13 protein-coding genes are annotated in these 13,845 nt (G+C 70.3%); 10 read left to right on the top strand and 3 right to left on the bottom strand.

Annotation, left to right across the window (positions count from 1 at the left end):
- Positions 1-8: 8 nt before the first annotated feature.
- Positions 9-806 (bottom strand): biotin--[acetyl-CoA-carboxylase] ligase, encoded by a 798-nt coding sequence (locus JOE57_RS13365; protein WP_204918694.1) that lies wholly within the window; start codon positions 804-806, stop codon positions 9-11.
- A 105-nt stretch (positions 807-911) separates the two neighbouring features.
- Between JOE57_RS13365 and JOE57_RS13360 the strand changes: the two genes are divergently transcribed.
- The 6 genes from JOE57_RS13360 (at position 912) to JOE57_RS13335 (ending at position 7,179) form a co-directional block, all read left to right on the top strand.
- Positions 912-2,483: an acyl-CoA carboxylase subunit beta gene (locus JOE57_RS13360; RefSeq protein WP_204918692.1), complete on the top strand. Its 1,572-nt coding sequence runs from the start codon at positions 912-914 to the stop codon at positions 2,481-2,483.
- The gene (locus JOE57_RS13355; protein WP_204918690.1) at positions 2,480-2,731 is read left to right on the top strand and encodes an acyl-CoA carboxylase subunit epsilon; all 252 of its coding nucleotides are present in this window, start codon (positions 2,480-2,482) and stop codon (positions 2,729-2,731) included. The genes JOE57_RS13360 and JOE57_RS13355 overlap by 4 nt, the downstream gene beginning before the upstream one ends.
- Before the next feature lie 70 nt (positions 2,732-2,801).
- A complete protein-coding gene (locus JOE57_RS19215; RefSeq protein ID WP_204918688.1) occupies positions 2,802-4,034 on the top strand; it encodes an MFS transporter in 1,233 nt (410 codons plus the stop codon).
- A gap of 74 nt (positions 4,035-4,108) precedes the next feature.
- Positions 4,109-4,840 carry a VOC family protein gene (locus tag JOE57_RS13345; RefSeq protein WP_204918686.1) on the top strand — a complete coding sequence of 244 codons (732 nt, stop codon included), beginning with the start codon at positions 4,109-4,111 and terminating at the stop codon, positions 4,838-4,840.
- Positions 4,841-4,842: 2 nt separating this feature from the next.
- The gene (locus JOE57_RS13340) at positions 4,843-6,552 is read left to right on the top strand and encodes a DUF885 domain-containing protein (RefSeq protein ID WP_338041306.1); all 1,710 of its coding nucleotides are present in this window, start codon (positions 4,843-4,845) and stop codon (positions 6,550-6,552) included.
- A 3-nt stretch (positions 6,553-6,555) separates the two neighbouring features.
- Positions 6,556-7,179, top strand: a complete 624-nt coding sequence (locus JOE57_RS13335; RefSeq protein ID WP_204918684.1) for a Maf family nucleotide pyrophosphatase — start codon at positions 6,556-6,558, stop codon at positions 7,177-7,179.
- A gap of 15 nt (positions 7,180-7,194) precedes the next feature.
- Here JOE57_RS13335 and JOE57_RS13330 read toward each other — a convergent pair whose 3' ends face one another.
- Positions 7,195-8,424, bottom strand: a complete 1,230-nt coding sequence (locus tag JOE57_RS13330; protein WP_204920444.1) for an Nramp family divalent metal transporter — start codon at positions 8,422-8,424, stop codon at positions 7,195-7,197.
- Between the two features lie 120 nt (positions 8,425-8,544).
- On the opposite strand from JOE57_RS13330, the gene JOE57_RS13325 reads away from it, so the two are divergent.
- The 4 genes from JOE57_RS13325 to JOE57_RS13310 are packed head-to-tail and all read left to right on the top strand — an operon-like array spanning position 8,545 to position 13,246.
- Positions 8,545-9,462 (top strand): decaprenyl-phosphate phosphoribosyltransferase, encoded by a 918-nt coding sequence (locus JOE57_RS13325; protein ID WP_204918682.1) that lies wholly within the window; start codon positions 8,545-8,547, stop codon positions 9,460-9,462.
- The gene (locus JOE57_RS13320) at positions 9,459-10,913 is read left to right on the top strand and encodes a decaprenylphosphoryl-beta-D-ribose oxidase (RefSeq protein WP_204918681.1); all 1,455 of its coding nucleotides are present in this window, start codon (positions 9,459-9,461) and stop codon (positions 10,911-10,913) included. The genes JOE57_RS13325 and JOE57_RS13320 overlap by 4 nt, the downstream gene beginning before the upstream one ends.
- Positions 10,914-10,949: 36 nt before the next feature.
- Entirely contained in the window at positions 10,950-11,705 is a 756-nt protein-coding gene (locus JOE57_RS13315; RefSeq protein ID WP_204918679.1) for a decaprenylphospho-beta-D-erythro-pentofuranosid-2-ulose 2-reductase, read from the top strand.
- 23 nt (positions 11,706-11,728) lie between these two features.
- The gene (locus tag JOE57_RS13310) at positions 11,729-13,246 is read left to right on the top strand and encodes an SDR family NAD(P)-dependent oxidoreductase (protein ID WP_338041305.1); all 1,518 of its coding nucleotides are present in this window, start codon (positions 11,729-11,731) and stop codon (positions 13,244-13,246) included.
- A 116-nt stretch (positions 13,247-13,362) separates the two neighbouring features.
- Here JOE57_RS13310 and JOE57_RS13305 read toward each other — a convergent pair whose 3' ends face one another.
- Complete coding sequence (locus JOE57_RS13305; RefSeq protein ID WP_204918677.1) at positions 13,363-13,782, bottom strand: NUDIX domain-containing protein; 420 nt, start codon at positions 13,780-13,782, stop codon at positions 13,363-13,365.
- Between the last annotated feature and the right edge of the window lie 63 nt (positions 13,783-13,845).

Here is a 13,845-nt window from a genome sequence, read left to right as displayed (position 1 = left end):
CCGGCGGCTCAGCGCAGGTGCACGATATCGGCGGCGCCGAAGGTGCGGCGGCCGGCGGCGGTACGCACCACCAGCCGACCGTCACCGTCGATCGCCTCCGCCGTACCGGTGACCTCGGAGTCGGCGGCCAGCACCACCTTGACCTGGCGGCCGATGGTCGCGCAGCGGGCGATGTAGGCGGCGCCGAAGGCGGCGTCGTCGTCGGAGCTCTCCCACTGCTGGTAGATCAGCGCGAAGGCCCGCAGGATGGTGGCGATCAGCGTGTTCCGGTTGGTGGTGGCGGCCCCGGCCAGCTGCAGTGACGTCGCTGTCGGCACCGGCAGCTCGTCCTCGGCCAGGCTGACGTTCAGCCCGATCCCGACCACACAGGCCGGTCCGCTCGGTGTCTCCACCCGCTCGGCGAGAATGCCGGCCAGCTTCCGTTCCCGCACCAGCACGTCGTTCGGCCACTTCAACATCGCCGGCACGTCGGCTGCGCGGCGCAACCCTTCGACCACCGCCAGCCCGGTCAGCAACGGCAGCCAGGTCCAGCGCCAGGAGGCGACCTGGTCGGGACGGACCAGCAGGGAGAGGGCGATCGACGACTCGGCCGGTGCCACCCAGCTGCGGCCCAGCCGTCCCCGGCCCGCCGACTGGAAGCCGGTGACGAGCACCGAGCCGCTCTCGGCACCGTGCCGCGCCTTCTGGGCGAGGTCGGCATTGGTCGAGCCGGTGCTGGCCACCACGTCGACCCGCCGCCAGAGCGAACCGGGCTTGACCAGCAGCTCGGTCAGCAGCAACTGGTCGATCGGTTCTCCTCGGTTCACGCTCCGATCGTAGCCACCGGTCCGGCTGCTGCAGACGTCGTCATCCGGCTCGCGCGGCGGGCAGCCGCGTGCCGATCGGAAGACGGAAACACTAGGGTGCACACCATGGACCTAGACATCCACACCACGTCGGGCAAGCTGGCCGATCTGGAGCGGCGCATCAACGAGGCCGTGCACGCCGGCTCCGCGGCAGCAGTCGAGAAGCAGCACGCCAAGGGCAAGCTGACCGCACGGGAGCGGCTTGAGCTGCTGCTCGACCCGGGTTCCTTCATCGAGCTGGACGAGCTCGCTCGGCATCGCTCGACCGCCTTCGGGATGGAGAAGCGCCGGCCGTACGGCGACGGCGTGGTGACCGGCTTCGGCACCATCCACGAGCGCCCGGTCTGCGTCTTCTCCCAGGATGTCACCGTCTTCGGTGGCAGCCTCGGCCAGGTCTACGGAGAGAAGATCGTCAAGATCATCGACTTCGCGCTGAAGACCGGCTGCCCGCTGATCGGCCTGAACGAGGGCGGCGGCGCGCGGATCCAGGAGGGAGTCGTCTCTCTCGGCCTGTACGGCGAGATCTTCCGCCGCAACACGCACGCCTCCGGTGTCATCCCGCAGATCTCGTTGATCATGGGAGCGGCAGCGGGCGGTCACGTCTACTCCCCCGCGCTGACCGACTTCACGGTGATGGTGGACCAGACCTCGCAGATGTTCATCACCGGACCCGACGTGATCAAGACCGTCACCGGCGAGGACGTCTCGATGGAGGAGCTGGGCGGCGGCCGGACGCACAACAGCAAATCCGGCAACGCTCACTACCTCGCCACCGACGAGGAGGACGCGATCTCCTACGTCCAGGCGTTGGTGTCCTTCCTGCCGCAGAACAACCTGGAGGACCCGCCGGTCTTCGACTCTCCAGTCGACCTCGACATCTCCGACACCGACCGCGAGCTGGACGCCCTCATCCCCGACTCGCCCAACCAGCCGTATGACATGCACGAAGTGATCGGCGCCATCCTGGACGAGGGCGACTTCCTGGAGGTGCAGGCCCTGTTCGCGCCCAACATCGTCGTCGGCTTCGGCCGGATCGAGGGACGCAGCGTGGGTGTGGTGGCCAACCAGCCGCTGCACTTCGCCGGCTGCCTCGACATCGACGCGTCCGAGAAGGCCGCTCGGTTCGTGCGCACCTGCGACGCGTTCAACATCCCCGTGATCACCTTCGTCGACGTGCCCGGCTTCCTGCCCGGCACCGACCAGGAATGGAACGGCATCATCCGCCGCGGCGCGAAGTTGATCTACGCCTATGCCGAGGCGACCGTCCCATTGGTGACGGTGATCACCCGCAAGGCCTATGGCGGCGCCTACGACGTGATGGGGTCGAAGCATCTGGGGGCTGACATGAACCTGGCCTGGCCGACCGCCCAGATCGCCGTGATGGGAGCCCAAGGGGCGGTGAACATCCTCTACCGCAGGGAGCTGGCCCAGCACCCGGACCCGGAGCGACGGCGCGCCGAGCTGATCTCCGAGTACGACGACGAGCTGGCCAACCCCTACATCGCGGCCGAGCGCGGCTTCGTCGACGCCGTCATCAGCCCGCACGAGACCCGGATCGAGATCACCCGGGCCCTGCGGCTGCTGCGAACCAAGCGCGAGACGCTGCCGCCGAAGAAGCATGGGAACATTCCGCTATGAGCAGCGACTCGGTTCCGGAGTCCGCTCCGACGCCACCGGCGCCGGTGTTCACCGTGACGCACGGCAACCCGACGCCGGAGGAGCTGGCGGCCCTGGTTGCCGTACTCACGGCCCGCGGCAGGCAGCCGCAGCCGCAGCCGAACGAGCCGGCGCGGACCAACTCGGCCGGCTGGTCGGCCTACTGGCGCGGGGTCCGGGCGCCGCTGCATCCCGGCCCGGGCGCCTGGCGCGCCTCGGGGCGCCGCTGAGCCAGCCGATCGGTCTCGTCAGCTGGGAGGTGCGGCCGGACCGGTGGCCGCGCGCCACTATGTTGGGCCGGTGACCTCCTCCAGCGGCGATGTGCCGGCCCCCCCGGCTCCGGCGCTTCGGGTACGCGCGGCCATGGTCGGCACCTACGCGATCTTCGGTCTCAACGGCCTGGTCTTTGCCAGCTGGGCGGGTCGGCTGCCGTCGGTGGCGATCACCCTTGACCTCACCCCGGGCGGTCTCGGACTGCTGCTGCTGATGATCGGCCTCGGCTCCGTGCTCGGTCTGCCGTTGGCCGGGGTGATCGTGGACAGGTTCGGCACCGCCGTCTCCGTTCGACTGACCGGCAGCCTGATCGGCCTGAGCCTGCTGGTGATCGCGGTCTCGCTGCTGATGACCTGGCTGGTCCCGGTGGCCATCGCCCTCTTCTTCTTCGGCTTCGGCGTGGGCGTCTGGGATGTCTCGCAGAACATCGAGGGTGCCGAGGTGGAGCGCCGGATCGGGCGGACGATCATGCCCAAGTTCCACGCCGCCTTCAGTGGTGGCGCCTTCGTCGGTGCCCTGATCGGCTCACTGATGGCCAGGATCGGCGTCGGACTGCCGGTGCACCTGTTCGGCGTGGTCGCGCTGGGCGCCGTCGTGGTCTTCCTGTGTACCCGGGTGTTCCTGCCCGCGACCGCGCACGCCGAGCACACCGAGGGCCCGGCAGAGCCGAGACGCCGGACCGCCGCCTGGCGGGAGCCGAGGACGCTGGTCATCGGGTTGGTGGTGCTGGGCGCCGCGTTCACCGAGGGTGCGGCGAACGACTGGGTGGCCAAGGCGACGGTGGACGGGCTGGGTGCCTCCGAAAGTGCAGGGGCGATCATGTTCGGCGTCTTCGTCGCGGCCATGACCGGCTTCCGGTTCGCCGGCAGTGCCCTGCTCGACCGGCTGGGCCGGGTGGCGGTGCTGCGGATCTGCCTGACTGCGGCCATCCTCGGCCTGGTCCTGTTCGTGTTCGCGCCCAACATCTACCTGGCCGCCGTCGGCGCCGTCCTCTGGGGCATCGGGGCCGCACTCGGCTTCCCGGTCGGAATGTCGGCCGCTGCTGACGAGCCGCGCTACGCGGCGGGCCGGGTGGCGGTGGTGTCCACCATCGGCTACGCCGCGTTCCTGATGGGTCCCCCGCTGCTCGGTTTCATCGGCAACCACGTCGGCGTCCGGCACTCACTGCTCGCCGTTGCGGTGGTCGTGCTGGCCTCCCTGCTGACCACGTCGGCCGTCCAGCCCAAGCAGAGCGCAGTGGTCGGAGCCGACGTGGCCTGAGGCCACCTGCGACGGAGGAGCAGCCTGACGGACTCTGTGCCGGAACTGTCAGCGTCGGGTGTCAGAGTGGCCGCATGGCTGAAACCCTTACCCGATCCGCCGCCTCCGCAGCCGTCGCCGACTCCTCCTGGCGCTATCTGCTGGCCTGTCTGGCGACCTCCGTCCCGGTCGGCTCGCTGGCCGAGGCTGTCCAGGTGGCGCAGGCGGCCACCACCGCGTGCGGCGACCAGGCCGACGACCATCTGCGTATCCATCTCCGCTCTGACCGGGTGGAGCTGACCCTGCAGACGGCCGGGGCGGCCGATGTCACCGACACCGACGTCGACCTCTCCGGTCAGATCACCGAGGCCGTCGCCGCACTCGGCCGCAGCACGAGCGGAGTCACCTCAGCCGACGGCAGGCGGTCCGTCCAGCTGCTCGAGATCGCCATCGACGCGCTCGACATCCCCGCGATCCGTCCGTTCTGGAGGGCCGTCATGGGCTACGTCGACGAACCGGGCCATGGCGACCTGAACGCCTCGATCGTCGACCCCGTCTGGCAGGGTCCGGTGATCTGGTTCCAGCAGATGGACGCACCCCGGCCACAGCGCAACCGGATCCACTTCGACCTCACCGTTCCGCATGACGAGGCGCCCGGGCGCTTGCGGGCGGCACTGGAGGCGGGAGGTCGGCTGGTCAGCGAGGCGGCGGCCCCGTCGTTCTGGGTGCTGGCCGACCCTGAGGGCAACGAGGTGTGCATCTGCACCTGGCAGGAGCGCGACGACCAGGCCCGGCAGGAGGCGCCGGAACCGGGGCTAGGCTGCTGACCGTGAGCCACCACCCCACTGACCCGGCCCGACCGCTCCGCACCATCGACGCGATCGCCGACCGCTACGTGACCGAGTGCACCGAGCGCTATCCGGAGCTCGCCACCTACCTGGGGGTGGAGGGCTCCGACGACCGGTGGAGCGACTACTCGCTCAACGGCCATGCCGAGCGCATCAGTCACGTCCGCGCCACCATCGCCGCCCTCGAGCAGGCCACGCCGGTCGACGACCGCGAGAAGGTGGCACAGGAGGCCATGCTGGAGCGGTTGTCTCTCGAGGTGGAGCAGTACGAGGCGCATATCCCCACCAGCCGGGTGAGCGTGATCGCCGGCGGCGCGCAGGAGATCCGATCCATCTTCGACCTGATGCCCACCGACACCGAGCAGGCCTGGGCCAACATCGCCGCCAGGCTGAGCAGCATTGCGGTGCCGCTGCAACAGACCCGGGAGGCGCTGACGGCCGAGGCGGACGCCGGCCACATCTCCGCGGTCCGGCAGATGACCGGAACGGTCGAGCAGATCCGCTCCTGGACCGGCGAGACCGGCAGCGACGACTTCTTCGCCGGCCTGGCGGGCCGGATCCCGGCGGACTTCCCGGAGGCCCTGAGCCACCGGGTGCGCGAGGCGGCCGACACCGCCCGGGCAGCCTTCGCCGACTTCGGCCGCTGGATGGCGACCGAGCTGTCCCCCCGCGCTCCCGAGCTGGATGCGGTCGGCGAGGAACGCTACGCCCTCGAGTCGAGGTACTACCTCGGCGCCACCATCGACCTGCGCGAGACGTACGCCTGGGGCTGGGATGAGCTGCACCGGCTGCAGGACCAGCAGCGCGCCATCGCGCGCGACCTGGTCGGCACCGACAGCATCCCCGATGCCTACGCGTTCCTGGACGCGGACCCGACCCGGCGGATCAGCGGCGCCGAGCAGTTCCGCGCCTGGATGCAGGGGCTGGCCGACCGGGCGGTCGCCGATCTCGCCGGCACGCACTTCGACATCCCGGACGAGATCCGGCGGATCGAGTGCTGTCTCGCCCCAACCCATGACGGCGCGATCTACTACACCGGACCGACCGAGGACTTCTCCCGACCGGGGCGGATGTGGTGGGCGGTGCCGGACGGCATCGACGCCTTCTCGACCTGGAAGGAGGTCACCACCGTCTACCACGAGGGCGTGCCGGGGCATCACCTGCAGGTGGCCCAGAACGCCTACCGGAAGGACCTGCTGAACCGGTGGCAGCGGCAGATGTGCTGGGTGTCGGGCCACGGTGAAGGCTGGGCGCTGTACGCCGAACGGCTGATGGATGACCTGGGTTATCTTGACGACCCGGGCAACAAGATGGGCATGCTCGACGCGCAGGCCTTCCGGGCGGTCCGGGTGATCATCGACATCGGCATGCATCTTCAGCTGGAGATCCCGAAGGGCAACGCCTGGGGCTTCCATCCCGGTGAGCGCTGGACCCCCGAGCTGGGCTTCGAGTTCCTGGTCGGCAACTGCTCCACCGACGAGCCGACGCTCCGTTTCGAGCTGGACCGCTACCTCGGCTGGCCCGGGCAGGCGCCGTCCTACAAGGTGGGCGAGCGGATCTGGCTGCAGGCCCGCGACGAGGCGAAGGCACGCAAGGGTGCCGGCTTCGACCTCCGCCGGTTCCATGCCGACGCCCTCAACCTGGGCTGCCTCGGGCTGGACCCGCTCCGGCGCGCGCTGGCCCGGATCTGAGCTGTGCCCTACCGACTGATCCTGGCCTCGGCCTCCCCGGCCCGACTGAGCACGCTGCGCCAGGCGGGACTCTCGCCCGAGGTGATCGTCTCCGGCGTCGACGAGTCGCAGGTGGTCGCCGCTGACGCCGCAGAGCTGGCCCTGCAGCTGGCCCGGCTGAAGGCGGCCACGGTGGCCGACGGACTGCAGGACGACCCGGCGCCGACCGGCCTGCCGTCGATGATCATCGTCGGCTGCGACTCGGTGCTGGAGCTCGATGGCGAGGCGTACGGGAAGCCGGACAGTGCCGAGATCGCGGTCCAGCGTTGGCAGGCGATGCGGGGCCGTACCGGGGTGCTGCACACCGGCCACCAGGTCATCCTTGACAACGGCCGGCAGCTGGGGCGGACGGCTTCAACCGTCGTGCACTTCGCCGACCTGAGCGACGCCGAGATCACCGCGTACGTCGAGACCGGCGAACCGCTCGTCGTCGCCGGCGCCTTCACCCTGGACGGGTTGGGCGGCGCCTTCGTCACCGGCATCGAGGGCGACCCGCACAACGTGGTCGGGATCAGCCTGCCGCTGCTGCGCGAGATGCTGCTCGACCTCGGCATCGCCTGGCGCGACCTGTGGTCGACGACGCGCTGAGCCGCACTTTCGAGTTCAGGTGACCAGCGGGGCGACAGTCAGGAACAGCAGCGCCGCGTTCAGGAACACCACCACGCCGACCACCACCCAGGCGATGACCAGGGTGACCGGATGGGTCGGTGCCAGCGCCATCAGCTGACGGTCGCGGGCGATGGACACCAGCGGCACCAGCGCGAAGGGGATGCCGAAGGACAAGATCACCTGGGACAGGATCAACAGCCGGGTCGCGTCCATCCCGCCGGCCAGCAGCAGCAGAGCCGGCACTGCGGTCAGCACCCGACGCCACAGCAGCGGCACCCGGCTGTGGAGCAACCCGGCCATGATCACCGCCCCGGCATAGCCGCCGACCGAGGTGGAGGCCAGGCCGGACGCCAGCAGGGCCAGCGCGAACAGCAGCGCGATGACCGGTCCCAGCGTCTGCCCGAGGGCGGACTGCGCGCCCTCGAGGGTGTCCACACCCGGCTGGCCGAACAGTGCACTGGCCGCAATCAGCAGCATCCCGATGTTCACGCTGCCGGCCAGCATCATCGCCAGCACGACATCGAGACGGACGGCACGCAGCAGCGAGTCGGCCTCCCGGGCGTCCACCCGACCGTGCCGGTCGCGGACCAGCGCCGAGTGCAGATAGATGGCGTGCGGCATCACCGTAGCGCCGAGCATCCCCACCGCAAGCAACACGCTGTCCGCGCCCTGCAACCGGGGTAGCAGGCCTGACAGCACGCCGCCGACCCTGGGCGGGGCGATGACCAGCCCGGCGAGGAAACCGATCGTGATGACGGCCAGGAGACTGGCGATCACCCGTTCGAAGGTGCGTTGACCCCGGCGGTCCTGCACCAGGAGCATCGCCGTCGAGACGGTGGTCGTAATCAACGCGCCGACCACCAGGGGCAGGTCGAACAACAGCCGCAGAGCGATGGCACCACCGACGATCTCCGCCAGGTCGGTCGCGACGGCGACGAGCTCGGCCTGCAACCAGTAGGCCAGCCGGACGATGCGTCCGTGCCGGCCGGCCACCAGCGACGGGAGCGACTCACCGGTCAGCAGTCCGACCTTGGCCGACAGGTACTGCACCAGGCCGGCCATCAGCGTCGCCCCCACCAGCACCCACAGCAGCAGGTAGCCGTAGCGGGCACCGGCGGAGGTGTTGGTGGCCACGTTGCCCGGGTCGACGTAGGCGACCGCGGCGACGAAGGCCGGGCCGAGCAGCCGGTACCGACCCAGCAGGGCGCGGCTCCGCTGCAACATCACAGCCCCAGTCTGCCGTACCGGGCCATCATTCGAGTCGACCTCCGGCTCGAGCTGTCCCGCGAGCGACCGGCTCCGGTTTTCCGATCCGGTGCCCGAGCCCGATAACCTCGAGGCGACATGACTGCAGACCAGAACACCGATCAACGGCTGCCCGCGCCGGGACCCAGGTCCAAGGTGCCGGCTGCCGTCCGGGGTATGCGACCGAGACAGTGGGTCAAGAACGTGCTGGTGCTGGCGGCACCGGTGGCTGCGGGCAAGCTGTTCCACCCCGACGTGCTGTGGCATGCCGCGCTCGCCTTCGTCGCGTTCTGCCTGGTGAGCGCCACCGTCTACCTGGTCAACGACGTCCGCGACATCGAGGAGGACCGCCTGCACCCGCGGAAGCGGTTCCGACCGGTCCCCGCCGGCGAGCTGAGCCCGACCGCGGCGCTGGTGCTGGCGGCGATCACCGGCGTGCTCGGCTTCGGCATCGGTTTCCTCACCTCGGTCGAGCTCGGCGTGACGCTGGTGGTGTACCTGTCGCTGCAGCTGATCTACTCCCTCACCCTCAAGCATCTGCCCGTGATCGACCTGGCCATGGTGGCCAGCGGGTTCCTGCTGCGGGCGGTGGCCGGCGGCGTGGCGACCGGGATCCCGCTGAGCCAGTGGTTCCTGCTGGTCGCCTCGTTCGGCTCACTGTTCATGGTGTCGGGCAAGCGCTACTCCGAGCTCAAGGCGCTCGGGGCCGAGGCTGGCACCCGTCGCTCGTTGGAGCGTTACACCCAGTCCTACCTCCGGTTCGCCTGGATCCTGGCTGCCTCGACGGTGGTGATGGCCTACAGCCTGTGGGCCTTCGAGAACCGCGGCCACGGGCCATGGGGGGTGCCCTGGACAGCGATCTCCATCGCGCCGTTCACGCTCGGGTTGCTGCAGTACGCGTTGGAGGTGGATGCTGGTCAGGCCGGCGAGCCAGAGGACATCGTGCTGCACGACCGTGTCCTGCAGGCCTTCGGAGCAATCTGGTTGGTACTCATCTCAGTGGCGGTGTTCGCATGAGCGATGTCCAGGAGCCTGGTGCATTGATCCGTCCGTCACCGCTGGTCGAGGAGCAGGCGGCGGTGAGCGGCTCACCCTTCTCCAGTACGCCGATGACCGAGCTGCACGGCTGGGGCCGGGCCGCTGGCAGCCGTGCCCATCTGGCCTCCATCGACTCTGTCGCCGACGCCGTGTCGGCGCTCCGCTCCGCCGAGTCCCGCCATGACCGCGGCGTGGTCGTCCGCGGGCTCGGCCGGTCCTACGGCGACGCCGCGCAGAACGCCGGCGGGACCGCCCTCGACCTGACCCGGCTGAACCGCATCCTGGCCATCGACGCCGATGCCGAACCGCCGACCGCGCGGGTGCAGGCCGGAGTGAGCCTGGATGCGCTGATGCGGGTGCTGCTGCCGCTCCGGCTGTGGGTTCCGGTGCTGCCCGGAACGCGTCAGGTCACCATCGGGGGCGCCATCGCCGCCGACGTGCACGGCAAGAACCACCACACTCAGGGCAGCTTCGGCAACCACGTACGCTCCCTCGACCTGCTCACGGCTGACGGCGAGGTCCGCACCCTCTCCCCCGAGGGCGCCACCGCCGAGCAGTTCTGGGCCACCATCGGCGGGATGGGCCTGACCGGAGCGGTGCTCGGTGCGACCATCGCCCTGCAACGGACCGAGACCGCCTACTTCACCGTCGACACCGACCGCACCAGCAACCTCGACGAGCTGATGGAGCGGATGAGCGAGGGCGACCAGGGCTACACATACTCGGTGGCCTGGTTCGATGCCGTCACCAGGGGCGAGCACCTGGGCCGGGCGGTGCTGACCCGTGGCAACAAGGCGACCCTGGACGAGCTGCCGGCCAAGCTGCGCCGCGATCCGCTGAAGTTCGTCGCGCCGTCGTTCGGGACGATCCCGGAGGTCTTCCCCAACCGGATGGTCAACAGCCTCACCGCGCGGGCGTTCAGCGCCGCCTGGTACCACAAGGCGCCCAAACACCGCGTCGGCGAGATCCAGAACATCACCCAGTTCTTCCACCCGCTCGACATCGTCGCCGAGTGGAATCGGGTCTACGGGCCGAACGGCTTCCTGCAGTACCAGTTCGTGGTGCCGTTCGAGGCCGCCGACGTCTTCCGGCGCTGCTTCGAGCTGATCGTCCAGTCCGGGCACGTGTCCTGTCTGAACGTGCTCAAACGGTTCGGACCGGGCAACCCGGCGCCGTTGTCGTTCCCGACCCCGGGTTGGACACTGACCGTGGACCTGCCCATCGCTGCCGGGCTGGACCGGCTCTGCAACGCGCTGGACGAGCAGGTGGTCTCCGCCGGTGGCCGGGTGTACCTGGCCAAGGACTCCCGGCTCAGTGCGACGACCTTCCGGCAGATGTACCCACGGCTGGACGACTTCCTCGCCGTCCGGCGTGAGCTCGACCCGCACGGGCTGTTCACCTCCGACCTGGCGCGCCGCCTCGAGCTCTGACCCCGAACCACCGACTTCTCGACTAGGGAGAACCACATGATCGACGCCCTCGGCGCGCCGCAGGCGCTGCTGCTGCTCGGCGGCACCTCCGACATCGCCCTGGCGATCGCCCGCCGCTATGCCGCGGTGCGACCGGTCCGGGTCGTGCTGGCGGCCCGGCCGTCCGAGCGCCGGAGCGCCGCTGCGGCCGAGCTCACCGCTGCCGGCTGCACGGTGACCGAGATCGACTTCGAGGCCCGTGACACCGACAGCCACGCCGCCGCGATGGAGCAGGCGTTCGCCGGCGGTGACATCGACGTGGCAGTGGTGGCGTTCGGCCTGCTCGGTGACGCCGAGCAGGCGTGGACCGACCCGGCCGAGGCACTCCGGCTCGCCGAGGTCAACTACGTCGCCCCGGTGCACGTGGGGGTCCTGCTGGCCAACAAGTTGAAGCACCAGGGGCACGGCACCATCGTCGCCCTGTCCAGCGTGGCCGGTGAGCGGGTGCGGCGCTCCAACTTCGTCTACGGGTCCACCAAGGCGGGCCTGGACGGCTTCTACCTCGGGCTGGGCGAGGCACTGCGCGACAGCGGGGTGCGGGTGCTGGTGGTCCGACCCGGTTTCGTGAAGTCCAAGATGACCGAGGGCCTGGAGCCGGCTCCGATGGCGGTCACCCCTGAGGAGGTCGCCGAGGCGACGGTCGCCGCGGTCAAGGAGAAGCGCGAGCTGATCTGGGTCCCGGCACCGATGCGCGCCGTGATGTCGGGCCTGCGGCACGTCCCGCGGCCGCTGTTCCGCCGGCTCCCGATCTAGTGGCGTCCGTCGACGACCAGTCGGTGAACGAGCAGCAGCGCCGCGCCGCCCGAGCCGAGGCGCTACTGGCCGCCAGCCGGCCGGCCGAGCATCCGCCCGGGGTGGATGCCGAGGAGCTGGCCCGCGCCCTGCGGGTGCTTGAGCAGGTGGCCGGGCTCCCTCCCGAGCACCCGGACTCGGTCGCCGTCCGGCGAGCCACGGCAGGCATCTTCAAGGCCGTACGCAAGGAACGCCGGCGGGAGCGGCGCGAGGTGATCCAGGAGGCGGACAGGTCGGTGGAGGCCGCCACCGCCACCGGGTCGCCGCAGCGGATCGACGACGAGACGGCGGGCATCCAGCTGGTGTCCCAGGCCGCCGGCGCCGTCGCGGGTTCCTACATCAGGCCGCGGCCCTGCTACATCTGCAAGCAGCTGCACACCCAGGTGGACGCGTTCTACCACCAGCTGTGCCCGGACTGCGCCGCGGTCAACCACGCCCACCGCGACGCCCGGACCGACCTGACCGGTCGTCGGGCGCTGCTCACCGGCGGCCGGGCCAAGATCGGCATGTACATCGCGCTGCGGCTGCTGCGCGACGGTGCGCAGACGACGATCACCACCAGGTTCCCGGCCGACGCCGCCCGCCGGTTCAGCGGGTTGGCCGACAGCGGGGACTGGCTGCACCGGCTCACCATTGTCGGGATCGACCTGCGCGACCCGGCCCAGGTGGTCGCGCTGGCCGATCGGGTGGCGGCGGCCGGGCCGCTGGACATCTTGATCAATAACGCCGCCCAGACCGTACGACGCTCGACCGGCGCCTATGCCCCGCTGGTCGCCGCCGAGTCGGAGCCGCTGCCGGACGGCCCGCTGCCGGAGATGATCACCTTCGACCACGTCTCCGACGCCCACCCGGCGGCACTGGCCGGCTCACTCTCCAACCACCCGGTGGCGCACCTGCCGGAGAACGCCAGCGGCGAGGAGATCTCCCGGCTTGCGATGCTCGCCGGGTCGGCGTCACTGGACAAGATCAACGGCAACCTGGCCGCGATCGATGCCGGCGGCCTGGTGCCGGACCTGCACACCATCAACAGCTGGACCCAGCTGGTCGACCAGGTGGACCCGCTGGAGCTGCTGGAGGTCCAGCTGTGCAACATGACGGCACCGTTCCTGCTGATCAGCCGGCTGCGCTCGGCGCTGGCCGCCACCTCGGCACGACGCAGCTATGTGGTGAACGTGTCGGCGATGGAGGGGGTGTTCAGCCGCGGCTACAAGGGACCCGGGCATCCGCACACCAACATGGCCAAGGCCGCGCTGAACATGCTGACCCGGACGAGCGCAGCGGAGATGTTCACCGACGGAATACTGATGACCGCGGTCGACACCGGTTGGATCACCGACGAGCGGCCGCACTACACCAAGGTGCGGCTGGCCGAGGAGGGCTTCCATGCGCCGCTCGACCTGGTCGACGGGGCGGCCAGGGTGTACCACCCGATCGTCGCCGGCGAGGCGGGCACCGACCTGTACGGCTGCTTCCTGAAGGACTACCGCAAGTCGGACTGGTGACCCGCAGCGCGTACCTGCAAGGTTTCGACCACTCGTTGCACCGGCACAGCAGGAGCTGAGCGGCCGAGCCGGTCACCGCTGTCGATGACTGGTCGGTTCCTCCCGGCGGCAGGCCGTCAGCCGCCGCCGAGCACGCCCCAGCTCTCCAGCACCTCGACCAGACCCGGGGCGCACGCCAGCACCCGCATCTCCTGGGCGCCGAACCAGCCCACGTCGGCCGCGTCGTCGCCGGCCACGACGGCGGCCGGGTCGGTCCCGGCGGCGGGCAGGCAGCGGTAGTCCCGGATCCGGTAGACGGCCCCGCCGCCGGCGTCGCGCTCGACCGTACCGACCAGGTCGCCGACCACGACCCGCAGTCCGGTCTCCTCCAGCAGTTCACGGGCCGTCGCCTCCGCCTCGGTCTCCCCCGGCTCGCGGCGCCCACCCGGAATGGACCACAGACCGCGGGACGGCTGGTTGCCCCGTCTCACCAGCAGCAGACGGCCACGTTCGTCGAGGACGATCCCTCCGACACAGTCGATGATCAGGCGGCCCACGCAGCGAATCTACCGAATGCGGGGGGCGCGACGTCAGGACGTGACAGCGCATCGCTAGGCTGC

The sequence above is a fragment of the Microlunatus panaciterrae genome, from assembly GCF_016907535.1.
GTDB lineage: Bacteria > Actinomycetota > Actinomycetes > Propionibacteriales > Propionibacteriaceae > Microlunatus > Microlunatus panaciterrae.
Note: the sequence above shows the minus strand (reverse complement) of the source record. Positions and strands in the feature narration are given on the sequence as shown.

Coding starts and splice junctions, on each gene's coding strand:
- JOE57_RS13360 (WP_204918692.1), top strand. CDS start 912: ATGGACCTAGACATCCACACCACGTCGGGCAAGCTGGCCGATCTGGAG.
- JOE57_RS13355 (WP_204918690.1), top strand. CDS start 2,480: ATGAGCAGCGACTCGGTTCCGGAGTCCGCTCCGACGCCACCGGCGCCG.
- JOE57_RS13345 (WP_204918686.1), top strand. CDS start 4,109: ATGGCTGAAACCCTTACCCGATCCGCCGCCTCCGCAGCCGTCGCCGAC.
- JOE57_RS13330 (WP_204920444.1), bottom strand. CDS start 8,424: ATGTTGCAGCGGAGCCGCGCCCTGCTGGGTCGGTACCGGCTGCTCGGC.
- JOE57_RS13325 (WP_204918682.1), top strand. CDS start 8,545: ATGACTGCAGACCAGAACACCGATCAACGGCTGCCCGCGCCGGGACCC.
- JOE57_RS13320 (WP_204918681.1), top strand. CDS start 9,459: ATGAGCGATGTCCAGGAGCCTGGTGCATTGATCCGTCCGTCACCGCTG.
- JOE57_RS13315 (WP_204918679.1), top strand. CDS start 10,950: ATGATCGACGCCCTCGGCGCGCCGCAGGCGCTGCTGCTGCTCGGCGGC.